This is a genomic window from Microbacterium sp. lyk4-40-TSB-66 (assembly GCF_030209475.1).
In the GTDB taxonomy this organism is placed as follows: domain Bacteria; phylum Actinomycetota; class Actinomycetes; order Actinomycetales; family Microbacteriaceae; genus Microbacterium.
This window is the reverse complement of sequence record NZ_JARVRW010000007.1, coordinates 23,730-48,632: the sequence shown is the minus strand read 5'-3', so window position 1 is coordinate 48,632 and position 24,903 is coordinate 23,730. Positions and strand designations below refer to the sequence as shown.

Sequence of the window (24,903 nt, the reverse complement as noted above, 5' to 3'; positions counted from 1 at the left end):
TCCTCGCAGGATTCGGGAGGGATGCTGCGAGCATCGCGCGTTTCTGCGAGCTGCGGTGCGCCGCGCTCCGCCCCCCGGGGCTGCCTGACGGCCGAAACCCGGGGGCGCCGTTGGGCGGCGTCTCTCGCCGATCGGCACGTTCCTCGCAGGATTCGGGAGGGATGCTGCGAGCATCGCGCCTTTCTGCGAGCTGCGGTGCACCGCAAACGCCCGACGCGCCAGAGCGCGCCGGGCGGCGTAGATCGCCCGCGGCGCGGAGTGTCCCTCTCCGCGCCGCGAGCGGGCCTCAGGTCGAGCGGGGTGCGTCCCGCTCGGTGTCGACGGTGTCCGTCGAGGAATCCGCGGCGGGCATCGCCCCGGCGGGCACAGGCTCGCGCTCTGCACCGGCGCCAGACGACTCGGCGCGGGCCGCGGCCACCGCGGCGGCGAGTTCGCGCGCATGGGCGGCCTTGCGACGACGCGCGGCGACGACACGCCAGACGATGAAGAGCGCGAGCGCGGCGAGGATCGCGAGGACCGTCCACGGCATCGCGGCCGTGGCCGCCGCCCCCTCCGACACGAGCGGGTCGAGGGCGGAGGGTTCGGCGCCGGCGAGGGTCCGCGAGACGACCTGCGAGGTGGCGGTCACGTCGGCGGCGAGCAGGCCCAGCGGCACCACTCCGGCGACCTCGACCGTTCGCTGCAGGGAGCTGCCGGGCAGCAGCTCCGGGGCGTCGTCGGCGGCGCTCACGGCCGCAAGACCGAAGGGACCGCCGAGGGCGACGTCGACGGCGGGGTCGAGGCGCGTGTTGCCGGTGTTGGTGAGGGTGTAGGTCACGGTGGCCGAGCCCGCCTCGACCGGGTTGGCCGTGCCGTGGTAATCGACGACGACGTCGCCCACGGTCAGGGCCGGCGCGAGATCGCCCAGCACGCGCAGGTGCACGCGGGAGCCGAGGCGTCGCTCGGTGATGGTGCCGTTGTCCGCGGTGACCCGCATGGATGCCACGACACCCGCGGCGTAGTCGCCCGGGGGAGCGTCGGCGGGAACCGTGATGAGGAAGGGGACCTCGGCGCTCGCGCCGCTGTCGAGGGTGAGCTCGGGGGCCTCGACCTGCACCCAGCTGCCGAGGTCGGTGGATGCCACGCCGCCGGCGAGGATGTCGAGCGAGCCGTCTTCGGTGAGGAAGCCGTCTGCGGCGTACACCGACAGCGTGATCGGCTGCGGGCTGCGGTTCGCGACGTAGAGCGCGTCGCCCACCGTGCCGCCCGGCTGCAGGTCGTAGGCGTAGTTCGGGCGGTCGCGGCCCTGCGCGGTGTCGGCAGGCTTCACGCTCCACGTCACCGTGGTGTCGGCGGAAGGAGCGGCGGGGTCTTCGGCGGCGGCGCCGGAGACGGCGAGGGGAGCCGCGGCCGCGGACGCGGCCACCGGCGTGCCCAGCAGAAGGGCGAGGGCGGCGAGAAGGGACAGGAGGAGTCGGACGGGGGAGGTGATCGCCTGGGACATGGGCGTGGCTTTCGGTTCGAAGGGGGTCCGTCGGGGCCGCGCTCCGAGGAGCGCGACCCCGACGGGAGGGGATCAGCTGAGGGCGGTCAGCGTCACGGTCGCGGTGTAGGTGCCGCGGGGGGTCTCGAGCGGGAGCTTGAGATCCAGGTCGGCGCCCACGAGCGAGCTGCCACGCGCGTGGCCCTCGTTCGCCGAGGCCAGCGTGCGAGCGACCGAGAGGCCCTCGCCCTCGTCGAAGCCCGAGGGCACGGGAGCGCCGGCGATCGCGTCGCCCGCGTTCTCGATCACTTCGGGCGTCCAGCCGAGGTACTTGCTCGACACCTGCTCGCCACCGGCGGTGAAGTCCGACACCTGGGCGGTCAGCGACCATCCGGGGTTGCCGGCGCGGGTGTCCTGGATGCGGATCGGGATGATCTCGCCCTCGGCGTGGAAGTGGTCGAGCTCCTGCTCGGCCACCCCGAGGTCGACGAGGCGCGACGTGCCCTCGATCGCCCACGTCAGCTCGCCCGAGCCCTGTTCGGGCACGGTCACGGCGATCGACTGGTCACCGGCCGGCGGCGCGGTCGGCGCCTCGCCGGTGTAGTCGCCCGTCGTCGAGCCCGCGCGGACGCCGGCGCCGAACACGGCGGCGGGGGTGTTCGCGTCGAGCGCGACGGCGCCGTACACGGTGGTGTTCGCCACGCGCAGGTTGGCCGAGTTGCCCGTGAGCGACAGGCCGCCGCCGATGGTGTTGGCGAACGCGTCGCTGCCGCCGTCGGCGGTGGCGCCCACGAGCACGTCGCGCGAGCTGCCGCTCACGGTGACGTCGCCCTGCACGACCGCACCCGTCATCGACACGCCCCAGCCGGAGCGGTCGACCGACACGTCGCCGCCGACCGAGGTGCGGACGATGTCGACGTAGTTCGCCTGCTGCGTGAGCAGCGAGCCGGTGATCGCGCTGTCCACGACCTCCACGTCGATTCCGCCGGCCGCAACCGACCCGCCGACGCGCAGGTCGTTGACGTAGAGGAAGCCCACGGTGGTGTCGGCCGAGTAGGCGCTGATGTCGCCCTCGACGCTGGTGCCGTCGAGCGAGACACCGTACGCGTCGGTGGCGATGACGTCTCCCGTGACGGTGACGGAGGTGGCATCCAGCCAGCCGCCCTCCTCCACGACGATGTCGCCCTCGACGGTCGCGCCGCCCAGGACGCAGTCGGCGCCGCTGGGGACCAGCAGGTTGCCCGAGACGGTCTGGCTGCCCAGGTCGTCGGTGCAGGTGAGGTCGGCCGCGTACGCGGGGACGGCGACGACGCTTCCCCCGATGACGAGGAGGCCGACGGTGGTGAGTTTGGTGATCTTGTTCATGTGATCTTCCTCGTCGCTCAGCCGCGCAGGGCTGCGATGTTGTCGTAGCTGCGGTCGGCGTTCGCCAGCGAGTTGCCCGGGTTGACCGGCACCGTGGAGGCGTTGTCCTGCTCGAACATGCCGAAGCGCTGGCCGCGGTCACGCAGCTGCGACAGGAACGCCGTGTAGTCGATGTTCCCGGCGCCGAACTCGACGATGTCGTAGCCGTTGGGGCTGTTCGGGTTCAGCTTCCCGTCCTTCAGGTGCAGGATCGGGAAGCGTCGCGGGTCGCGCTTGATGTAGTCGATCGGCTCGAAGCCCGGGTACAGGTGCTTTCCGACGTGCGCCCAGTAGACGTCCATCTCGAAGAACACCGTCTCGGGGTTCAGGTGCTGCCAGTACAGGTCGTAGACGCGCTCGTTGGTGTCGGTCGTGAAGCCCCACTCCTGGGCGTGGTTGTGCAGGTAGAGCTTGATGCCGGCTGCCCGACCCTTGTCGCCCATCTGGTTCCACGTGCCGATGGCCTGCATCCAGGCGTCCTTGGCGATGGGTCCGCCGTAGCCGCCGGCGATGGGGCCGCCCTGCCCGAGGTGCGGCATGCCGAGCACGTTGGCGATCTCGAGCTGCTGGTCGATGTTGTTCGGGTTGAGGTTGACGTGCGCACCGGTCGCGCGCAGCCCGTTGTCGTCGAGCAGCTGACGGATCTGCTGCGGGGTGATCGCGCCGACCTGGCCCTGCGTGTAGCCGGCGAACTCGATCTCCGAGTAGCCGATGCGGGCGAGCTCTTCGAACACCGCGCGGAAGCCCAGCGAGCTGACCTTGTCGCGGACGGTGAAGAGCTGGATGCCGATGCGGTTGACCGGGACGAGGCGCTTGCCGGCGCTGACCGGGGGAGCGGCGGCCGCGGCACGGGCGCCGAAGGCGGTGGATGCGGAGGCTGCGGTGGGCATGGCGGCGGCGCCGATGCCGACGGCGACGGACGACGCCGCCAGGGCCTTCAGCAGCGTGCGACGGCTCATGGGCCGATCCGGCACCGTGGGGTGCGCGTGGTCGTGGTGGTGACTCATGACTCTCCTTCGAGGTGGGTCCGCCCCGATGCCGGGGACGGCCGAGGGTGTGGTGGGGGCCGCAGCTGCGCGACCCCCACCGGGGTGTTACTTCTGGACGGTCAGGCTGGTGCTGCCGCTGCTCTTCGCGATGCCGGTCGACCCGGTGTAGGACGCCTGCACCTGGTAGGCGCCCACCGTGCTGAGCTTGGGCAGGGTCACCTGGACGGTGCCGTCTGCGCCGAGCGTTCCGGTGAGGGTGGCGACGACCGCGTTGTTGCGGCGGATCGTCACCGTGGCGTCGCCGGTCGGGACGATGCCCGTCGACGAAACCACCTGGACCGTGGCGACGGCCGCCACGGCGGGCTTCACCGGCGTGGGCGAGACGGCGACCGTGGTCGTCGAGCGCGCTTGCGACACGGTGAGGCGACCGATGCCGGCCGAGCCCTTGAAGGTCTCGTCGGCGCCGTAGGTGGCACGCAGGGTGTGCGTGCCGACCGGCAGGTCGGCGGGCAGGGCGATGACGGCGTTGCCGTCGGCATCCAGCGTTCCGCGGGCGATCTCGTTCTCGCCCACCGTCAGCACGACCTCACCCGTGGGTGCGCCGCCCTCGCCGCGCACCGCCACCGTCACGTCGCCGGGGGCGCCGTAGGTGACACGCGGGGAGGCGAGCGTGACCATCGTCCGCGTGTCGACCGTCGGCTCGTTGGGAGCGTCGAGGTCGATCGTGAACGACACCGAACCCAGCTCCGACACGTTGCCGCCGGTGTCGGTGGCGCGGTAGCGGAGGTCGTACGTGCCGTTCTGGTCGAACGTCACGCCGTACTGCTGGTTGGCGGCGAGGTTGGTCCAGGTCGTGCCGTTGTCGCGCGAGTACTGGACGCTGGCGAGCGTGCCGTTGTCGGCGGCCTGCACCGAGAAGCGGACCGGCTCGTTGAACACGCCGCCGACACCCGTGGGGGCGGCGGGGGCGAGGGTGTGAGCCACCGTGGGAGCCGTCACGTCGCCCACGCCGTCGCCGACCATGGTCAGCGAGTCGACGGCGAGCTCGTCACGCGAGGTGACGTACAGCGCGCCGGTGCCCTCGGGGGCGTCGAACGCGACCTGCACGTCCTTCCAGCCGTTGCCTCCGGGGATCTTCGCCGTGGCGAAGGGCTCGGCGTCGGCGGCGCCCCAGCGCAGCTGGACCTCGCCCGCACCGGTGGCCCGAACGACCGCACCGTCGATACCGGCGAGGTTCACCGGGTCGAAGGCGAGGAAGTCGCCCTGGCCGAGGCCGCGGATGGCGTTGCCGCCCGACGCGTCGGTGTCGGCGTAGGTGGCGACACCCTGGCGGCGGATGGCGTGCTCGGCCTGCTGCAGCTTCGGGTTCAGGCGAACGGTCGCCTCACCGGTGGCCGCGGGCAGACCGTTGGCGCCGCGGTCGGAGTAGGTGACCACGACCGCGCCGTAGAGCAGGGCACCGGGGCCGTGCTCGGGCGAGTTCGGGTCGGTGCGGAAGACACCCGTGCAACCCGTTCCCGAGACCTCGGGGTGGGCGTGCTCGTCGTGGCCGAGACCGTACGTCCACGTCACTCGGGCGCAGTCGGTGGCGGTGCCGTCTTCGGCGTCCGTGGTGGTCACCTTGAACGGGATGGCCTGACCCCAGTCGAAGAACGCGCCGTTACCGGGGAACTCCACCTTCACCTCGGGTGCCTGGTTGCCCACCGAGATGGTGCGCGAGGTCAGTCCGAAGCGTCCGCCCGCGTCGGAGACCCGCAGGCGCGCGGTGTAGTTGCCGAGCTCCGTGTAGGTGTACGAGGCGGTCACGCCGGTGGCGTCGAAGGTCCCGTTGCCGTCGAAGTCCCACTCGTAGGTGAGGGCGTCGCCGTCGGGGTCGGTGGATGCCGCGGCGTCGAACTGCACCGTGAGGGGAGCCTGCGACGACGAGGTGGGCGTGGCGGTGAAGCGCGCCTGAGGCGACTTGTTGCCGGCGACGTAGTCGATGCGGTAGAGCCCGGCATCCGGGTTCGCACGGAAGAAGCCGTCACCGTAGTCGAGCACGTACATCGATCCGTCGGGACCGATCTCCATGTCCATCGGGTTGTCGTGCGTGGGCTGGCCCAGCGTCGACAGGGCCGCGTTGGGCAGGAAGTCCTCGATGTCGGTGACCTCGAAGGCATCCCAGTCCAGCGTGAACGAGGCGATGTAGTCCTGCGAGAACTCGCCCATGAACGCCTTGCCGTCCCAGTGACGGGGGAGCTTCGTGGTCGAGGGGTTCGACTCGTCGTAGTGGTAGACGGGTCCGCCCATCGGGCCCTGGCCGCTGCCGGCCCCGAAGTTCACCAGCTCGTCCCACGGCTGGTCGCCGGGGTTGTCGCCGTACCAGAGGGTCGCGGGCTGCGCGGGCGGCAGGTCCGTCAGACCGGTGTTCCAGCGCGATTCGTTCTTGAGGTTCTGCGGGTCGAAGAACGCGCCGGGGGTGGCGGTGGCGAAGTCCCAGTCGTTGTACGCCTGGTTGTCGGCGTGCACGTAGGGCCAGCCGGCGTTCTGCGGCTCGTCGAGGCTGATGGCGTTCCACTCCACCAGGCCCATGGGCCCGCGGCCCGCGGTCTGTGCGACGGCCTTCGTCGCGTCGGGGCCGTAGTCGCCCCACGACAGCGAGTTGGTCTCGATGTCGACCTCGATGCGGAACGGGTTGCGCACGCCCATCACGAAGATCTCCGGGCGGGTGAGCTCGGTTCCGGGGGCGAAGAGGTTGCCCTCGGGGATCGTGTACGACCCGTCGTCCTCGACGTGGATGCGCAGGATCTTGCCGCGGAGATCATTGGTGTTGCCGGCGCCGCGACGCGAGTCGAAGCCGGGATTGAAGCCCGGAGCGTCGTTGTTGGGGGCGAAGCCGTTCGCACCCGGGGTGGACGCCGGGGTGTTGTCGCCCGTGCTCAGGTAGAGGTTGCCGTCGGCGTCGAAGCCGATGTCGGCGCCCACGTGGCAGCACTGCCCGCGCTGGACCTCGACGTCGAGGATGGTCTGCTCGGTCGACAGGTCGAGCTGGTCGCCGGTCCACTGGAAACGGGCGAGGCGGTTCACGCCCACCCACTGGTCCCAGTAGGACTCGTCGGCGCCGGCGGGCAGCGTGTTCGGCGCGTTACCGGTGGGGGTGTCGGCCACGCCGTCGCCGTCCGCGTCGCGCGGGGAGTAGACGAGGTAGACCCAGCCGTTGTCCTCGAAGTCGGGGTCGATGGCGACCGTCTGGAGGCCGTCCTCGGAGTTGGCGTAGACGTCGAGGGTGTTGGTGACGCGCGTGACGCCGGTGGCCGGGTCGGTCAGGCGCACGTCGCCGTTGCGGGCGGTGTGCAGGACGCGCTTGTCGGGGAGCACCGCGAGGTCGATCGGCTCACCCACGTTCTTCGTGAGGAGGACGCGCTCGTAGTTGCTCCAGTCGAGGGCGCCGCCGTCTTCACCGGTGTCGCCGGGATCCGGGGTGCCGGGGTCGGTCGGGTCGCCGTGGTCGCCACCGGGATCGGTGATGACGGGATCGGTCCCGTGGTCGTGGCCCTCGTGGGCGAAGGCTGGTGCGGGGGCCGCGGCGATGGCGCCCAGGCCCAGTGCGGTGGCCGCGAGGACCGCCGTCAACCGGGCCCGGACGGCCGGATGCCGAGAAGTAGAGTTCATCGTGAATACAGCTCCTGTGAATGCGTGCGAGTTGTTTTCACCGGGTCGCCACACGGTCGGTCTCAACGACTGTTTCGTGGCGGCCCGGGCTCATCGTGCGGTGGCTGTCGGCCACACGCGGGTACCTTCCTCCGCTCTTCATCGAGTTCGGATGGGTCGCCGATCGCCGCCTCTGCGTGGCGGATCTCGGTGGACTCCGGGGGGATGAGTCGTTCGCATGGTCGGCGATGTCACTCGTTGGTCATCTTGACCGATGTTTTTCCATAGGTCAATCAAAAGGTGCGCATTGTGTGTTCAACAAAAGTGCGTCCAACGCAGAGCTTGTGATTCAGCATCGTCGCGGACTAGCATCGCCGACGGTGCGTCCCCCGCGCCGATCCCCATCGCCGGCAATGACGTCGGCACGGCCGAGGAGGCCTCATGCTCCATGGACTGACCGGATGGCATCTGCTGATCGTGCTGGCGGTGATCCTGCTGCTCTTCGGTGCCGCCAAACTCCCCGCCCTCGCGCAGAGCGTGGGCAAGTCGGCCCGCGTGTTCCGCGGCGAGATCAAGGCGATGAAGGAGGAGGACGCCGCCTCCGACGCACCCACGTCCCCCGCCGGCGTCGCAGACGCCCGCATCGACGGGGTCGCCGCCGACTCGCCGCCGACGCGCTGACGCGGCGATGCGCTCGCACGACTCCGCAGTGAGACGGAGGGCGGCCCCGTGACCTTCGGCCTGACGATCGAGAAGCTGATGCTCATCGGCCTGATCGCCGTGATGATCATCGGGCCGGAGCGCCTGCCGGCGGCCGCGGAGTCGCTGCGCCGGACGATCCAGCAGGTGCGACGCCTGGCCCGCACCGCACAGGAGCGGGTGCGGGAAGAGCTGGGCCCCGAGGTCGCCGACGTCGACTGGCAGCGCCTCGACCCCCGTCAGTACGATCCGCGGCGCATCATCCGGGAGGCGCTGCTCACGGAACCTGAAGCGCCGCCGGCCGCCGGCGCGACCGCGGCCCCGGCCGCGGTGGACGAATCGGATCCGCCCACGCCACCGGAGTCCCGTGAGTCGGGGTCGGCACCCGAGCCCCGCACGGTGGCCGTGGAGCCCCTCGCGCCCGTATCGGGCGCCGTACCCGCGACCGCGGAGATCGGGACGCCTCCTCCCCGGTGAGCGAGCCGGCCCCGGCCCCTCACCGCTTCGATCTGCGGTGGAGGGGTGCGCGATGATGGGCGCATGACTCAGACGTCCGCGCCCGCCACGCCGGGTGACCCCGCCGGTGCCCCGAGGGCGCCGGCCGCCCCGGCCGCGCCTCCGGCGTCGTCGCGGCCCCCTGCGCCGGGGCGTGCGACACGAGTCGCGAGCCGCGTGTGGGGGCGCCGTCGCGCGTGGGCCGCCCCCGTCGCCGTCTTCGCCGTGGTGTTCGCGGGCTACGTCCTCTTCGCCGCCCAGCAGTGGGCGCAGTACACCGCCCGCTCGTGGGATCTCGGCATCTTCACCCAACTGCTCTCGCGGTACGCCGCGCTCCAGCCGCCCATCGTCACCATCAAGGGCGACGGCTACAACCTGCTCGGCGACCACTTCCACCCGCTGCTCGCGGTACTGGCGCCGATCTATGCCGTCTTCCCCTCCGCGTTCACGCTGCTCGTCATCCAGGCCGCCTGCTTCGCACTCGCCGCGGCCGTCTTCACCCGCGCGGTGAAGGCGCGTCTGGGAACGGCGTCGGCCGTGGCCCTCGGCCTGGCGTTCGGCTTCGCGTGGGGTCTGCAGTACGCCGCCGATGCCCAATTCCACGAGATCGCGTTGGCGGTGCCCCTCCTGACGCTCAGCCTCGTCGCGGTGCTCGATCGCCGGTGGCGTGCGGCGTGTCTCTGGGGCGCCCCCCTGGTCTTCGTGAAAGAAGACCTCGGCCTCACCGTGGTCGTGCTCGGGCTGCTCGTCGTCCTCCTCGCGTGGCGGGAACGCGGCATCCCCTCCCGCGAAGTCCCCGCGGCCGGTGCGACCTCGACCTCGACCGCGGTCCGCCGGTTCCTCCGGTCGGGCATGGGCCTGGGCGCGGGTCTGGCCGCGTGGGGCGCGATCTGGTTCGTCGTCGCGACGATGATCGTGCTGCCAGCGCTGAACCCCGGAGGCGAGTGGGCCTACGCCGACAAAGCCGACCCGATCAGCGTCTTCGCCGACACGGCGGCCCTCTTCAACCCGGCCAAGGGGGAGACGCTGGCGCTCATCCTCGCCTGTTCCGCCGGGCTCGCGCTGCGCTCGCCGGTGGCACTGCTGCTGCTCCCGACTCTGGCCTGGCGCTTCCTCTCGACCAACAGCGGCTACTGGGCGCCCACGTGGCACTACAGCGCCGTGCTGATCCCGATCGTGCTCGTCGCCTTGCTGGATGCCATCGAGCGCGGGCGTTCCTCGCGCTGGGCGTGGATGCGGGCCTACGTCCGACAAGCTCCCGCGGTCGCGGTCACGGCGGCGGTCGTGCTGCTGCCCGGACTGCCGCTGTTCTCCCTGGTGGAGGCCGAGGGCTGGGAGCCGTCGACGCGCGCGGCGAGCGCCCAGGCGGCGATCGCCGCGGTGCCGGAGGGGGCGAGCGTCGTCAGCGACATCGGGTTGATGAACTACCTGGTGAGCGACCACGAGGTGTTCTGGATCGGCAACGACAACCCGGCCCCCGACTGCCTCGTCATCGATACCATCGCCGGCGGCACGCCCGGAGAATGGGGCGACGTCGGCGCCGTGGGGCGGCTCTTGTTCCCGGATGCCGAGTACGCACAGGTCTTCTCCCGCGACGGCTACGAGGTCGCCTGCCGCTGATCGCCGCTACCGCCGACCCGAGCGGCGCCCCGCGCCTCGGCCGACTCGAGCGGCGCCCAGCGCCTCCGCCGACTCGAGCGGCGCCGCGGGCCCCCGCAGGCTCGAGTGGCGCCGCGCGGCCCCACCGTCTCGAGCGGCGCCGCGGGCCCTCACACGCTCGGCGCCCCGCGCCCCCGCCGTCTCGAGCGGCTATCCCGCCGCCGCCCCCGCCGCCACCGTACGCAGAGCCTGCAGCACGCGCCGCACTGCGGCGTAGGCGAGGGTGTCGGGGCGGGCGAGGACGTCGACGTGGCGCACGAGGTCGAGGTCGGCGAGCGGGCGCAGGACGACGCCGTCGACGGCGAGGGGGATCGTCGTCGTGCGGGGCATGACGGCGATCGCGGCTCCTGCGCGCACGACCGCGGCGGTCACCGAGAACTCGTTGATGCGGTGCGCGATGCGCAAGGGCCTGCCGAGGTGCGCCGCGACGTGGTCGAGCACCCCCGCGAGGGGGAACCCCTCGTGAACCGACACCCACTGCTCATCGGCAAGGTCGGCGGCGTGCACCGTCTCACGATCCGCGAGGGGATGCCCCGACGGGAGCGCGATGTCGAGGGGCTCCTCGAGGAGGGGGGTCGCGACGACACGGTCGAGCGGCCAGGGCGCGTCGTGCGCCAGACGGTGGGCGATGACGAGATCGTGGTCGGCGGTGAGCCCCGGGAAGTCGCGGTGGGCCACATCGGCGTCGCTCAGGTGCAACGGGGGGATGCCGTCGAGCTCGCGCAGCAGGGCACCGAAGAGCGACAGCCCCGCGCTGTGGAACGCCGACACGCGGACGGACCGGTGCTCGCTCTCGAGGAACGCCCCCACCGCTTCGCGCGCGGCGGTGAGCGCCTCGTCGACACGGGTGCCCGCCGTCGCCAGCGCTTCGCCCGCCGGGGTCAGGGCCAGGACGCGACCGCGTCGCATCGTGAGCGGTACGGGCACGCGCGCCTGCAGGGTGGCGAGCTGTTGCGACACGGCGGATGCCGAGATGTGCAGGGCCTCGGCGACGGCGGCGACGCTGCCGCGGTCGGCGAGCTCGCGCAGCAAGCGGAGGTGAGCGGCATCCATAAGTCTGAACTTACGTGATGCTGAAGAAATTTGTCGTTGCTCTTCCGGGTCGGTCGGACGACGGTGGGTTCATGACCCGTCGCCCACCCGAGATCGTCGTCGACGTGCTGCTGATCGCCGTGGCGGCGGTGTGGGGCGCGAGCTTCCTCTCTGCGAAAGAGCTGACCGGCGAGGTGGGTGTCGCCCCCGCCGTGGCACTGCGATTCATCGTCGCCGCCGCGGCGCTCGGCGTCGTCTGCCTGATCCGCGGGGAACGGATGCCGCGCGGTCGGGGACTGGCGATCGCCGCCCTCCTCGGATGCTCGCAGGCGGCGGTGATCGGGCTCGAGACCGCCGGCGTGCACCTGACCTCGGCGACCAATGCGGGTCTGCTCATCAGCCTCGCCCTCGTGTTCACCCCGGTGCTCGAGAGCATCGCGTCCCGCTCGTGGCTTCCGAGGTCGTACTTCGTCGCCGCCGTCGCCGCGGTGGTCGGTGTCGCGCTGCTGGTGTCGGGCGGCGGATTGCGCGCACCCGCCATCGGGGATGCGCTCGTCATCGCCGCCGCGGTGGTGCGCGCCTTCCACGTCACGGCCAGCGCGCGCCTGACCCGCGGTCGTCTCGACAGCACACTCGGGGTCGTGCTCGTTCAGCTCGTCGTGTGCGCCGCGACCTCGTCGGCCGTGGCGGGCGCCGAGCTCCCGGCGGCGGCAGGTCGCCTCACGGCATCCGGCTGGGCGAACGTGCTCTTCCTGGGGCTGCTGTGCTCGGTCTTCGCTTTCGTGGTGCAGCTGTGGGCGGTACGGCGCACGTCGGCGACGCGCGCGAGCATCCTCATGGGGACCGAGCCGGTGTGGGCGCTCGCCGTCGGTGTGGCCATCGGCGGCGAGATGGTGGGGCTCCCCGGTCTCGCCGGCGCCGCTCTCATCATCGCCGCCTCTTACGCGGGTCAGGCGATCGAGCGCCGCCACCGCAGCGGGCCCGCCGCGTCGAACGGGGAGCGGACGGGCCCCGCTCCGTCGTTACCCGAGACGGGCGGCGACGCCGTTCCCGCGGCGCCACCCGAGACCGGCGGCGACGCCGTTCCCGCGGCGCCACCCGAGACGGGCGGCGCCGCCGTTCCGGCGGCGGACGGCCGTCGGGACCGGGTCACCCCTGCAGGAGGGTGAGCGTGATGGTGGCCGCGTAGCCGCCGGGGGTCACCGACGCGGGCGTCTCCAGCAGCAGGCCGGCGGTGGCCGAGTAGGCGCCCCCCGCGGCATCCGCGGCGCTGTCGACGCTGGCCAGCAGCTCCGCGTCGAGGAATCCGCCCGTTCCGGGGTCGACGTCGTCGCCGGGGGCGACGACCTGGTCGCCACCGTCCGTCGGGTTGCCCGCGACGATCGAGGGATACCAGCCGAAGGCGTCGGCGGAGACGATGTCCGGTTGACCGGCGTTGCCGACGAAGTCGGTGATCGACCCCATGACGTACCAGAACGATTCCGGATCGACGTCTTCGGCGAGGCGGGTGTCGATGACCGTCACCGTCGGCAGCGTGCCCGAGAAGGTGCGGGTGGTTCCCGACGCCTCGTCCTCTGTGAGGACGGCCGACTCGGCGGCGACGGTCAGCGCGAGGGTCCCGGGCTCGGCGTCCGGGGCGATCTCCACGCTCACGTCGACGGTGTCCTCGTCCGCCGCGAACGCACTGCCACCGCCCACGGCGGCGAGGATGCCGACGCCGAGGGCGGCGACGCCGATGCGGGCCGAGAGGCCGCGCCGAGAGGTGGGGGTCATGGGTGCTCCGTTCTTCCACCGTCGAAACGGTGACGCTGCCGGCGGGTGTCGGCGGGTGGGTCGAGTCGGCCGGCGTCGGGCCGGTCGATGAACGAGGGACGACCTCGTTTCGCGTGGTCGCCGCGGGCTCGGGGGAGCTTCGTGGCGTCGCTGTCACGAGTCGGTCTTGGCGGGTTCGATGCGACAGTAACGGGCGTCCTGTACGCGGTCAAGCAAAAGTTGCCACTCCGTCGACGCGAGGTACGTGGAGAACGTCAGGCAGAATTCCAGTGCTCACGAGGGTGCGCGGGATGCAGGCTCTGGCCGCACGCGTCATCGCCACTGCGTTACGCGGCAGTACTTAACAGAAATTGTTCAAGTTTTGTAGACGTATCGACAAAAGCCTCCTACAGTGACGACGGTCGAGGGCGACCTGAGCGATCCCACCGGTCGACGCCGCCCCCGCTGATCACTCAAAGGAGCAACGATGCCCGTACCCGCTGTCTTGTCCGGCCCCCGCCGGCGCAGCACCCGCGTCGCGAGGACCCTCGCGGCCGGACTCCTCGGTGGAGCACTGGTGGCGACGGGAGCGATCCTGCCCGCCGGCGCGGCCGTCGCCCCCTTCGTCAACACCCCCGCGGACCTCCCGAAGCAGGAGCCGGGTGTGACCCTGCGCACCTACTCCACGCCGCCGCTCACCGAGCTCTGCACGCTCAAGTCGGGCCAGACGCCCAACGTCGACAAGCTCATGTCGACGATCGACTGGCGCACCGACGAGCAGTTCGGCGCGGCCGACAACTTCGTCACGCACGCCCTGGCCAACCTGACGGTCAGTCAGCCCGGCCAGTACGCGTTCCGCCTCACCAGCGACGACGGCTCACGGCTGACGCTCGACGGAACGCAGATCATCGACAACGACGGTCTGCACGGGGCCGAATCGGTGGAGGGGACGGCGACGCTCGACGTGGGCGTCCACGACCTCTTCGTGGAGATGTTCGAGGCCACCAACGGTCAGCAACTCACCGTCGAGTGGAAGACCCCCGGCTCGTCGAGCTTCACGGTGATCCCGAACAGCGTGCTCAGCACAGAGGCCGGCGTCGTGCGAGTGACCGCCCCGGGCACGAAGTACTGCGAGGGGAGCAGCGACTCCGCGGGCGACGGACTCCGCCTGGATGCCGTCAACCCGAACTACACGCTGGTGAACCTGCGTCCCGAGGGCTTCAACCCGAAGGTGTCGGGCCTGGCCTTCCTGGGCAACGGCGACCTCGCCGTGCTCACCACCGGGTCGGTCAACTCCGGCGGCTGGGACACCTCGGTTCCGGGCAAGGTCTTCGTGCTGAAGGGCGCCCAGGCCGCCGACGGCCCGGAGGACGTCACCGTGGTCGAGGCCGCGAGCGGCCTCCAGAACCCCATGGGCATCGACGTGATCGACGACAAGATCTACGTGTCCGAGCGGTACCAGCTCACCGAGCTCAGCGACACGAACGCCGACGGCTCGTACGAGACGAAGCGCAAGGTCGCGGAGTACCCCTCGGGCAACAACTTCCACGAGTTCGCGTTCGGCCTGATCCACGATGACGAGAACTTCTACGTCAACCTGTCGGTCGCGATCGACAACGGCGGCGCCACGACGAACCCCCAGCCGGCGAAGAACCGCGGGACCTCGGTGAAGATCAACCGCTCCACCGGCGCGATCAGCTACGTCGCCGGCGGCCTGCGCACGCCCAACGGCGTGGCCTTCGGCCCCGAGCGCGAACTGTTCGCGATGGACAACCAGGGTTCGTGGCTGCCCTCGAACAAGCTCGTCCACATCGAACAGGACCGCTTCTTCAATCACTACACGACCCCCGCGGGACCGTTCGATCAAAACCCCGTGACCCCGCCGGCGGTGTGGATCCCGCAGAACGAGATCGGCAATTCCCCCAGCACGCCCATCCTCATCGAGAACGGCCCCTTCGCCGGTCAGATGATGTTCGGCGACGTCACCTACGGCGGCCTGCAGCGCGCCTTCCTCGAGAAGGTGGACGGCGAGTTCCAGGGTGCGGTCTTCCGTCACTCGGCCGGGTTCGAAGTGGGTGTGAACCGCGTCATCGAGGGCCCCGACAAGTCGCTGTACATCGGCGGCACCGGTGAGGGCGGCAACTGGGGTGAGGCGGGCAAGCTCACCTACGGTCTGCAGAAGCTGGTTCCGAAGGCGACGCAGAGCACCTTCGACATGACCTCGATGAAGGTCGTCGAAGGCGGCTTCGAGATCGAGTACACGCAGCCCCTGTCGGACGAGACCGTCGCCGATCTCGCCTCGGCATACCGGGCCGAGCAGTGGCGCTACCTGCCCACCTCCACCTACGGCGGTCCCAAGATCGACGAGGAGATCCTCTCGGTCACCGGCGCCACGGCATCCGCCGATCGCAAGACGGTCACGGTCACCTTCGACGGTCTGAAGCAGGGGCGCGTCGTGCACCTGCGTTCGCCGCAGCCGTTCGCCGCCGCGAACGGGGAGAAGCTGTGGAGCACCGAGGCCTGGTACACGCTCAACGCGCTCCCCGGCTACGTCTCGCCCGCCGATCAGGGCTGGTACGAGGCGGAGGAGGCGCGCCTGATCGGCGGCGCCAAGTTCGACTCCGAGCACAGCGGCTACTCCGGTGCCGGCTTCGCGGGCGGCATGTGGCAGGCGGGATCCGCGTTCGAGTTCACGGTGAACGCCGAGACCGCGGGCACCGTCCCGGTCTCCGTGCGCTACGCCAACGGCCCGAACCCCGCCCCCGGCGCGAAGGACGTGAACCTCTACGTCAACGGGCAGAACCTCGGCAAGTGGGAGTTCCCCTCGACGGGGGACTGGAAGACCTGGGCGACGATCACGCGGGACATGCCGCTGGTCGCCGGGGCCAACACCATCGCACTGAAGTACGAGTCGGGCAACAAGGGCAACATCAACGTCGACGTCCTGTCGATCGGAACCGCCGACATCTGCACCCCGGCGCAGGTCGAAGACGGCTACCGCGCGATCTTCGACGGCACGCTCGAGAGCCTCAACGCCGGCTGGCGCATGGCGGGCCCCGGTGGGTTCGGTCGCCAGAACGACTGCAGCATCCGCGGCGAGGGGGGCCTCGGCCTGCTCTGGTACAAGGCCGAGGAATTGGCCGAGTACAGCCTGAAGCTCGACTGGAAGCTCATCGCCGATCACAACGGCGGCGTCTTCGTCGGCTTCCCCGACCCGAAGGGCGACCCGTGGGTCGCGGTCAACCAGGGCTACGAGATCCAGATCGACGCCACCGACGCCGCCGACCGCACCACCGGCGCGATCTACACCTTCCAGGGTGCGGACCCCGCCGCCGTCGCCGCATCGCTCAAGCCCGTCGGTTCGTGGAACGCGTACGAGATCGTCGTGAAGGGCCAGACCATCAAGGTCTACCTCAACGGCACGCTGGTGAACGACTTCACCAGCACCGATCCCGCCCGTGACCTCTCGCAGGGCTTCATCGGCCTGCAGAACCACGGTGGCGGCGAAGCCGTGTCGTACCGCAACGTCCGCATCAAGGACATCGACGAGCCCGCGCCGCTCGCGGTGACGGCCTCGGCCGAGGTGCGGTGCATGGCGAAGAAGGCGTCGGTCACGGTGCGCGCCACCAACGCCGACGCGGTGCCGGTCGACGTGACGCTGAAGACGACGTGGGGCGAGAAGGTCATCCCCGCCGTCCAGCCCGGGGCGACGGTGTTCCACACCTTCACCACCCGCGCAGCCTCCGTCCCCGCCGGCGACGCGACGGTCGCGGCGACCGGCGACGGTCGCACCGGTGCAGCCACGGCCGCGTACGCGGCGAAGAGCTGCGGCTGATCCCCTCGGCGCCCTCGGCGGCGGACTCGCGTCCGTCGCCGAGGGCGCTCCCTCATGTCCCGGAGGTGTCCCCTGCTGTCCTCCCTCGGCCGTCGCGTCAGCCGTCACCGTCTCCTCGTCCTCTCGCTCTGGGCACTGCTCGTCGTCGTCGGTGCCGTTCTCGCCGGCGACGCCTTCGATCGGACCGTCTCGGTCGCCGACGCGCCCGCCGGCAGCGAGTCGCTCCGCGCGAGCGACCGCCTCGACGCCCTCGATCCGGAGGGCGAGATCGTCACCGCCGTCATCCGCGGTGAGGACTTCTTCTCACCGGGGCTCCGCGACAGCGCGACCGCCGTCATGGCGTCGCTGCGCGCCCTCCCGGGGGTCGTCGAGGTCACCGACGCCTACACCGCAGGTGGCGCGATAGGCGACGACGGCCGCTCCTCGCTCGTCGTCGTCGAGCTCTCGCGGGACCTGTCCGACGACGACGCCCTCGCCGTGGCATCCGAGGTGTCCGCACTGCTGCACTCGATCGCCGCTCCCGAGGTGCTGGTGGGAGGGGAACTCCTCGCCGAGGAGGCCTTCGTCGACCGCGCCGCCACGGACGCGGCCATCGGGGAGGGCGTCGCGATCCTCGTGCTCGTCGTGCTGCTCACCGTCGTGCTCGGGTCGCTGCGCATCGCGCTCATCCCCGTGATCGCCGCCCTCGCTGCGATCGCGCCGACGCTGGCGATCCTCGGCCTTCTCGCCCTGGTCGTCGACGTCAACGAGTTCGCCGTCAACGTCGTCACGATCCTCGGCCTCGGGCTCGCGGTCGACTACAGCCTGCTCGTCGTCCTCCGCGTGCGCGAGGAGCGCGCCGCCGAGCCCGCCGCGGCCATCGACGACATCGTCGCCCGCGCGCTCGCCGGTGCCGGGCGGGCCGTGCTCGTCTCGGGGCTGGCGGTGGCCGTGGCGCTCCTCGGCATCCTGGTCCTCGGCGACCCCCTCCTATCGGGGATGGCCCTCGGCGGCGTGGTCGTCGTGGGGGTCGCCACCGTCGCGGGGCTCACCCTCGTCCCGGCAGCCCTGTCCCTGCTGCACCGTGCGCTCCCCGCCGCCGGAGAGCGCACGTGGGCGCGGCCCTGGGCCGGAAGATCTCGGCGTGACGGCCTGCTCGTCTCCTCCGCGCGCCTCGCTCAGCGTCGCCCTGGTGTCACCGCCGTCGCGGCGGCCGCGCTGATGCTGCTGCTCGCCGCACCCGTGGCATCCCTCGCCCTCGACGACTCCGACATCCGCTCCCTGCCCGCCGCCGCCGAGGAACGACGGGCGTACGAGGCCACGACCACGGGCTTCACCGGCATCGGGATCGAGCCCGTCACCGTCGTGCTCGACGGATCGATCCAGGATGCCGCGGTCACCGGCGTGCTCGACAGGATCGCCGCGCTCCCCGAGGTCGTCGACGCCGACGTGGTGCAAGGGCTGCCGCCCGAGATCACCGCGGTGGACTTCACCCCTTCGGGCTCCACGGCGACGGGCCCTTCGGCGCAGCGCCTGGTAGCGGCCGCGCGCGCGATGGACACGCCGGTCCCGCTCGCCGTCACGGGACCCGCCGCCTCGCTGATCGACACGCGCGACCACCTGCTCGCACGACTGCCGTGGGCCGTCCTCGTCGTCGCCGGGGCGAGTTTCGCGCTGCTGTTCGCCCTTACCCGCTCGGTGGTGGTGCCGGTCAAAGCGCTCGCCCTCGCGACCCTCACCGTCGCCTCGACGCTCGGCGTTCTCACCGCGGTCTTCGGGTGGGGGTGGGGCGCGCCGCTGCTGGGCTTCGAGCCCACGGGCACCCTCGACGTCACCACGCCGCTGCTGATCGGACTGCTCGCCTTCGGGCTCACGATGGACTACGAGGTGTTCCTGCTCGCCCGCATCACCGAACGATGGCGCGCGCGCGACCTCGCGCTCGACCCCCGCACCGTCAACGCCGAGGCGGTCCGCCACGGGATCACCCGCACCGCCCCGGTCGTGACGCTCGCCGCCGCGGCCATCAGCGTCGTGTTCCTCGGCTTCGCGGTCGGCGAGCTGGTGGCGATGAAGGAGATCGGCGTCGGCATGGTGGTGGCGGTGGTGCTCGACGTCACCGTCGTCCGCGGGCTCCTCCTCCCGTCGCTGATGACCCTGCTCGGCCGCGCCAACTGGTGGCCGGGCACGCGGGCGGATCGGCGGCGGACATCGGATGCCGCGGCGTCCGACGCCGCGACGCCGTCACGGTCCGACCCCGTCCCGGTCGACGCCGCGCCCCTCGCGCGCGCGACCCCGCCGTAGGCTGGACCCATGCACGGCGAGTACAAGGTCCCCGGCGGCAAGTTGGTCGTCGTCGACCTCGAAGAGCGCGAGGGCCGCATCCACGGGTTCCATCTCGCGGGAGACTTCTTCCTCGAACCCGACGACGCACTCGACGACATCGACCGGGCCGTCAACGGCCTCCCGGTGGAGTCCGACGTCCCCACGATCGCAGCGTCCATCCGCGCGGCCCTCCCCGAGGGCGCCCAGCTGCTGGGGTTCACCCCCGAGTCGGTGGCCACCGCCGTCCGCCGCGCGCTCGTCACGGCACCCGGCTGGGCCGATTTCGACTGGGAGGTCGTCCACGACCGCCCCGTCTCGCCCCGCATGAACCTCGCCCTCGACGAGGTGCTGACCACGCGCGTGGGCGCGGGGCTGCGCGCACCCACGCTGCGGCTGTGGGAGTGGGACGAGAACGCCGTCGTGATCGGCTCGTTCCAGTCGCTGCGCAACGAGGTCGATCCGGCCGGTGCCCACAAGCACGGCTTCGACGTGGTGCGCCGGATCTCGGGCGGCGGCGCCATGCTGATGGCCGCGAACTCGATCGTGACGTACTCGCTGTACGTCCCGGCATCCCTCGTCTCAGGCATGACGTTCGCCGATTCGTACGCGTTCCTCGACGATTGGGTGCTGCAGGCGCTGCGCTCCCTCGGCATCGACGCGGTCTACCAACCGCTCAACGACATCGCCGGCCCCCACGGCAAGATCGGTGGCGCGGCCCAGAAGCGTCTCGCCAACGGCGGCGTGCTGCACCACGCGACCCTCAGCTACGACATGGACGGCCAGGTGCTCACCGAGGTGCTGCGCATCGGTCGCGAGAAGCTCAGCGACAAGGGGACCGTCTCGGCCGCGAAGCGCGTCGATCCGCTGCGCAGCCAGACCGGTCTGCCGCGCGACCAGGTGATCGATCGCTTCATCCAGACCTTCACCACGCTGTACGGCGCGACCGAGGGGCACATCACCGACGAGGAGTACGCCGAGGCCGAGGCGCTCGTGGAGTCGAAGTTCGCCACCGACGCGTGGCTGCAGCGCGTCCCGTGAGCGCCGCCACCGCAGGCGACGCCCTCGAACCGGGCGCCGTCGAGATCCACCACGCCGACAACCTCGCCGTCACTCCGGCCTACCCCGACGGCTCCTTCGCCCTGGTCTACCTCGACCCGCCGTTCAACACCGGACGGACGCGTTCCAAAGCCGTCGAGTCGGCGACGTGGACGCCGCCCGTCGAAGAGCCCCGGGATGCCGCCGCGCCCGAGGCCGCGTCCGAGCCCGACGCCGCGGCATCCGAGGATCCGAACATGCTGACGTTCCCCGAGGAGGAGGCGCCCCCGCCCCCCGTGGTGCAGCGCGGCTTCCACGGGCGCGAGTACGCACGCCTGCGCGGCGACCTCCGCACCTACGACGACCGGTTCGACGACTACTGGGGGTTCCTGGAGCCGCGGCTGATCGAGGCGTGGCGCCTGCTCGCCGACGACGGCACGCTCTATCTGCACCTCGATTACCGCGAGGTGCACTACGCCAAGGTGATGTGCGACGCGCTGTTCGGTCGCGACAAGTTCCTCAACGAGCTCATCTGGGCCTACGACTACGGGGCGAAGACGAAGCGCCGCTGGCCCACGAAGCACGAGACGATCCTCGTGTACGTGAAGAACCCGACGACGTACTTCTTCGATTCGGATGCCGTCGACCGCGAGCCCTACATGGCTCCGAGCCTCGTCACCGCCGAGAAGGCCGCCCGCGGCAAGCTCCCCACCGACGTCTGGTGGCACACGATCGTGCCGACCACGGGCCGCGAGAAGACCGGCTACCCGACGCAGAAGCCCGAGGGCGTGCTGCGCCGCATGGTGCAGGCGTCGAGTCGGCCCGGCGACCGGGTGCTCGACATGTTCGCCGGCAGCGGCACGCTCGGCGCCGTCGCCGCGCCCCTCGGTCGCGACAGCGTGCTGATCGACGATAACGCCGACGCCGTCGCCGTGATGCACAAGCGCCTCGAGCCCTTCGCGCGCTGAGAGCCCTTCGGGCGCTGAGAGCCCTTCGCGCGCTGACGGCGGGTCGGGCGCGGCCTGCGCGGGTCGCGGCGCGGGATGTGCGGCCTGCGCGGGTCGCGGCGCGGCGCGCGGTCTCGAGGGTTTGGGGCGGGTTTCGCCGTTCGGGGCGTGATTTTCGTGCCCCGAGGCGCCGATCGCGCCCCGAACCGGGGTCGTGGCGCTTCCTCGTCGCCGTGCCGGTGCCGGTGTCGCGCCCGGCGTCGGGGCGTGAGGTGTGCGGCCTGTGCGGGTCGCGGCGCGGCGCGCGGTCTCGAGGGTTCGGGGCGGATTTCGCCGTCCGGGGCGTAATTTTCGTGCCCCGAAGCGCCGATCGCGCCCCGAACCGGAGTCCGGTGCCGCGCCCGGCGCCGGGGCGTGCGGTGTGCGGCGTCGGGGCGCGGAATATGCGGCTTGTGCGGGGCGGGGCGCGGAATGTGCACCGGGTCGTCCCGCGACCGCCCCGCTGCACATCGCCCGCCCCGTCATGAGTCTGTCGCCCCCGTCGGCTGGTGCCGCCGTCCCCGACCCCGCGCGGCAGCCCCGGTCGCCCGGTGCCGCGCCCCCGACCCGGCGCGGCAGCGCCGGTCGGCGCCGCCGCGCCCGTGCAGCGGCCCCCGCCGCGCCGCCGCAGCCCCGGTCGGTGCCGCCGTCCCCGACGCGGCGCGGCAACCCCGGTCGGTGCCGCCGCGTCCGTGCAGCAGCCCCGGTCGGTGCCGCCGCGTCCGTGCAGCAGCCCCCGACGCGCCCCCGCACCCCTGCGGCAGTCTCGAACGCGGCGCCGCGACCCGCGCCGGTGGGCGATCCCCGCGCCACCCGCCCGCTGCCGCGGCTCACACCAGCGGAGTGACCTCGGCGTACGCGTCGGTCTCGACGGGCGGGGAGGATGCCGCGCCCCCGAACACCCGCCCGCGCCGGGTCGCGGCATCCCACTGCGGCCAGCTCGGGTCGCCGTCGCGCACGAAGGCGACCATCGCGCGGTGCATCTGCGCGGCGAGGTCCGTCGGCGGCGCGCCGCCCGTGATCGCCGTCACACCCTCGGCGTCGAGATGGTCGAACCAGAACGGCACGTCGAGACAGTGGCCCGCGACGCCGATCGACGGCACCGGCGACGCCCACGCGAACCGGTAGAGCCAGGTCCGGCTCGCCGTCCGTCGCGTCGAGCCGGCAGCGTCCCGCGCCCGGGCCACCCGCAGCACCGTCGCGCGGAAGACGCGGTCCGTGGCGAACCCGCCGAGCACCGCGGCGGCTCCCTTGCGGGGCGTGCGCGCGAGGTAGGCGCGGCGCCGCGACCGGCCGAGCCCCAGCACGGCGAGGGCGAGCGGCACCGGCACGAATCGCAGGACGCTGCGGTATCTCGCGGTCAGCGCGGTCACCTCGTCGTCCGTCGCCCCGATCACGAGCGGCACCGCCGCCGATGCCCCGTCGACGAGGGCGTCGAGCGGATGCCGCGGGAGCACGTCGCCGTCCACCACAGGTCCGAGCGGCATCCCGCCCTCCAGCAGCACGTTCAGCGAGGCGAGCGCTCGGCCCCGCTCGGGCTTCGCGGCCTCCTTCTGCAGCGCGACCAGGCGCTCCTCCGACACGGAGGCGAAGCCGTCGCGGTCGGCCGCCACCCCCGCGAGGGTGGCCATCCGGTCGGCGAAGTGCCCCGCGGCGTCGAGCGACACCGCTCCGATCGCCGGCGAGATGGCCATCGCGCGGTGGAAGAGCCCGGATGCCGCAGGAGACGCCATCAACGCCAGCACCGACCCGCCGCCCGCCGACTGCCCGGCCACGGTCACGCGCGAGGCATCGCCCCCGAACGCGCCGATCTCGTCGCGCACCCACTCGAGCGCCGCGATCTGGTCGCGCAGGCCGCGATTTCTCGGAGCGCCCTCGATCAGACCGAACCCATCGAAGCCGATGCGGTACGAGACGACCACCGTGATCACCCCGTCGCGTGCGAAGGCATCGCCGTCGTACCAGCGACTGGCGGGCGAACCCGAGGTGTAGCCCCCGCCGTGTATCCACACGAGCACCGGGAGCGCGGCATCCGGGGTCGCACCGACCGGGGCGAAGACGTTGACGTTCAGCGTGGCGTCGCCGGGCACGCTCGGCTCGGGGATGAGCGTGATCCCCGCGTCGCCGCGCTGCGCGGTCGCGCCGTACGCCGTCGCGTCGCGCACGCCCTCCCACGGCTCGAGCGCCACCGGGGCGGCGAATCGCAGCGGCCCCACCGGTGCCTCGGCGAACGGTATGCCGAGGTACACGGCGGTGGCGCCCCGACGGAAGCCGCGCACCGCACCTTTCGACGTCACGGTGAGGGGCTCGGCATCCATTCCCTCATCCTGCCGGTCCGGGTGCGGGCGGGCGGCGTTCCGGCGCCGTGCGTCCCGTCAGGCGGCGGCGGCGTCCCACCAGCGCAGCACCCGCAGCGCGAAGAAGGTCAGCCAGCGCGACGGTTCTCCGGCGGGTACGTCGACGGCGAACCACTCGCGTCCCTCCGGCGGATACGCCTGGTGCCACGTGCCGTCGGCGTCGCGCGAGTCGCGCACCCGCTCGACGGCCTCGGCGAGGCGCGGATCGGGGTTCTCGCCGTCGTGCAGGGCGGCGGCGCGGAAGTGATCGAGGGCGCGCAGAGCGCTGAAGCGCGCGCGGAACGGATACCCCAGGTGATGCGCCCAGACGTGCCGCTCACCCGTCGACAGCCGGTACAGCAGACGCCGCTCCAGCAGGTACTCTTCGGCGCCCTTTCGGGCGGCGTGCAGTTCGGGCGTCCCACCGGTGCGCCACTCGTCGTCGAGGATGCCGATCACCGCATTGATCGTCGAGTGGAACGACGACTTCGTCGACCCCTCGACCCACTCGCAGTTGTACCCGCCGTCCGGCAGACGATGCTCCACGAACCAGTTCCGGATGCCGCTGACGTCCGCCCCGAGCCACGCACCGCTGGCGAGGGTGAAGGCGTTGATGCACGCGTCGACCTCGCCGTCCCAGAACGGGAGGTCGTCATACTCCCAGCGCGCGTTGCGCTTCAGAAGTCCCGCTGTGTCGGGGCGGAGGGCATCGGCATCCACTCCCCACTCGCGCAGGCTCATCAGCGACCACGACGTGGCCGTCCAGGGCTGACCGTCTTCTTCTCCGCGGTAGTCGGCCGGGAAGTGGGCGCCACCCGCCCAGAGGCCGTCCTCGCCCTGAGCGGCGAGCAGCTGCGCCCCGAACCCCTCGCGCGGAACGCGGGCGCGAGTGGCCTGCCACTGTTCTTCGGGGGCGTCGAGCAGGTCGCGCTCCACCTTCCACCGCAGGCTCGGGTCGCTGTCGGCCAGCCACGCCAGCACGTCGTCGTCGCTCATGCGCGCAGGCTACGCCCGGATCACGCGCTCCGCCAGGCGACGGGTGCGTCGTCGTGGATGGGCTTCAGCACGGCGCGTTCCCGTGCCCGCCGCGGTTGCGTCGGTGCGTCTGGGTGCGTTCCGGGTCGGGTTGTGCGCGCCGCGTTGCGGGTTTCGGGGCGTGCGCGACATGTTTGCGGGTTGGGTGGCATGCGCGTTGTGTTTGCGGGTTGGGTGGCATGCGCGTTGTGTTTGCGGGTTGGGTGGCGTGCGCGCTGTGCTGCGGGTTGCGCCGGGTCGCGCATAAACGCTG

Annotated in this window: 16 protein-coding genes; 8 read left to right on the top strand and 8 right to left on the bottom strand. The window is 71.8% G+C overall.

The window, feature by feature from the left end; all coding sequences use genetic code 11:
• Positions 1-286: 286 nt before the first annotated feature.
• The 4 genes from QRO03_RS11130 to QRO03_RS11115 all read right to left on the bottom strand — a co-directional run bounded on the left by QRO03_RS11130 (position 287) and on the right by QRO03_RS11115 (position 7,506).
• Positions 287-1,483, bottom strand: coding sequence for a DUF916 domain-containing protein (locus tag QRO03_RS11130; RefSeq protein WP_285137565.1), 1,197 nt, complete (start codon positions 1,481-1,483; stop codon positions 287-289).
• A 72-nt stretch (positions 1,484-1,555) separates the two neighbouring features.
• On the bottom strand, positions 1,556-2,827 hold the full coding sequence (locus tag QRO03_RS11125) for an autotransporter outer membrane beta-barrel domain-containing protein (RefSeq protein ID WP_285137564.1): 1,272 nt from the start codon (positions 2,825-2,827) through the stop codon (positions 1,556-1,558).
• Positions 2,828-2,844: 17 nt separating this feature from the next.
• Entirely contained in the window at positions 2,845-3,873 is a 1,029-nt protein-coding gene (locus QRO03_RS11120; RefSeq protein WP_285137563.1) for a sugar phosphate isomerase/epimerase family protein, read from the bottom strand.
• An 87-nt stretch (positions 3,874-3,960) separates the two neighbouring features.
• Complete coding sequence (locus QRO03_RS11115; protein WP_285137562.1) at positions 3,961-7,506, bottom strand: PQQ-dependent sugar dehydrogenase; 3,546 nt, start codon at positions 7,504-7,506, stop codon at positions 3,961-3,963.
• Between the two features lie 420 nt (positions 7,507-7,926).
• Between QRO03_RS11115 and tatA the strand changes: the two genes are divergently transcribed.
• The 3 genes from tatA (at position 7,927) to QRO03_RS11100 (ending at position 10,299) form a co-directional block, all read left to right on the top strand.
• Positions 7,927-8,166 (top strand): twin-arginine translocase TatA/TatE family subunit, encoded by a 240-nt coding sequence (tatA, locus tag QRO03_RS11110; protein WP_285137561.1) that lies wholly within the window; start codon positions 7,927-7,929, stop codon positions 8,164-8,166.
• A gap of 48 nt (positions 8,167-8,214) precedes the next feature.
• Positions 8,215-8,661, top strand: coding sequence for a twin-arginine translocase TatA/TatE family subunit (locus tag QRO03_RS11105; protein ID WP_285137560.1), 447 nt, complete (start codon positions 8,215-8,217; stop codon positions 8,659-8,661).
• A gap of 63 nt (positions 8,662-8,724) precedes the next feature.
• Positions 8,725-10,299 carry a DUF2079 domain-containing protein gene (locus tag QRO03_RS11100; protein WP_285137559.1) on the top strand — a complete coding sequence of 525 codons (1,575 nt, stop codon included), beginning with the start codon at positions 8,725-8,727 and terminating at the stop codon, positions 10,297-10,299.
• Between the two features lie 189 nt (positions 10,300-10,488).
• On the opposite strand, the gene QRO03_RS11095 is transcribed toward QRO03_RS11100, so the two are convergent.
• Positions 10,489-11,391, bottom strand: coding sequence for a LysR family transcriptional regulator (locus tag QRO03_RS11095; protein ID WP_285137558.1), 903 nt, complete (start codon positions 11,389-11,391; stop codon positions 10,489-10,491).
• 71 nt (positions 11,392-11,462) lie between these two features.
• On the opposite strand from QRO03_RS11095, the gene QRO03_RS11090 reads away from it, so the two are divergent.
• Positions 11,463-12,539, top strand: a complete 1,077-nt coding sequence (locus tag QRO03_RS11090) for a DMT family transporter (protein WP_285137557.1) — start codon at positions 11,463-11,465, stop codon at positions 12,537-12,539.
• Here the strand turns inward: QRO03_RS11090 and QRO03_RS11085 are convergent.
• Positions 12,520-13,143, bottom strand: coding sequence for a hypothetical protein (locus QRO03_RS11085; RefSeq protein WP_285137556.1), 624 nt, complete (start codon positions 13,141-13,143; stop codon positions 12,520-12,522). The genes QRO03_RS11090 and QRO03_RS11085 overlap by 20 nt on opposite strands.
• Before the next feature lie 466 nt (positions 13,144-13,609).
• Here QRO03_RS11085 and QRO03_RS11080 point away from each other — a divergent pair, with 466 nt between their 5' ends.
• From QRO03_RS11080 to QRO03_RS11065, 4 genes are read left to right on the top strand one after another with little or no spacing between them, the layout of a single operon-like run.
• Positions 13,610-16,957, top strand: coding sequence for a 3-keto-alpha-glucoside-1,2-lyase-like domain-containing protein (locus QRO03_RS11080; RefSeq protein ID WP_285137555.1), 3,348 nt, complete (start codon positions 13,610-13,612; stop codon positions 16,955-16,957).
• Positions 16,958-17,011: 54 nt separating this feature from the next.
• On the top strand, positions 17,012-19,237 hold the full coding sequence (locus QRO03_RS11075; RefSeq protein ID WP_285137554.1) for an MMPL family transporter: 2,226 nt from the start codon (positions 17,012-17,014) through the stop codon (positions 19,235-19,237).
• Positions 19,238-19,246: 9 nt separating this feature from the next.
• A complete protein-coding gene (gene lplAB, locus QRO03_RS11070) occupies positions 19,247-20,296 on the top strand; it encodes a lipoate-protein ligase LplAB (protein ID WP_285137553.1) in 1,050 nt (349 codons plus the stop codon).
• Positions 20,293-21,261, top strand: coding sequence for a DNA-methyltransferase (locus tag QRO03_RS11065; RefSeq protein WP_285137552.1), 969 nt, complete (start codon positions 20,293-20,295; stop codon positions 21,259-21,261). Before lplAB ends, QRO03_RS11065 begins: the two co-directional genes overlap by 4 nt.
• Positions 21,262-22,109: 848 nt before the next feature.
• Here the strand turns inward: QRO03_RS11065 and QRO03_RS11060 are convergent.
• Together QRO03_RS11060 and QRO03_RS11055 are read right to left on the bottom strand one after the other, a co-directional pair.
• Positions 22,110-23,597 (bottom strand): carboxylesterase/lipase family protein, encoded by a 1,488-nt coding sequence (locus tag QRO03_RS11060; protein ID WP_285137551.1) that lies wholly within the window; start codon positions 23,595-23,597, stop codon positions 22,110-22,112.
• Positions 23,598-23,654: 57 nt separating this feature from the next.
• A complete protein-coding gene (locus QRO03_RS11055; RefSeq protein ID WP_285137550.1) occupies positions 23,655-24,611 on the bottom strand; it encodes a squalene cyclase in 957 nt (318 codons plus the stop codon).
• Positions 24,612-24,903 lie beyond the last annotated feature (292 nt).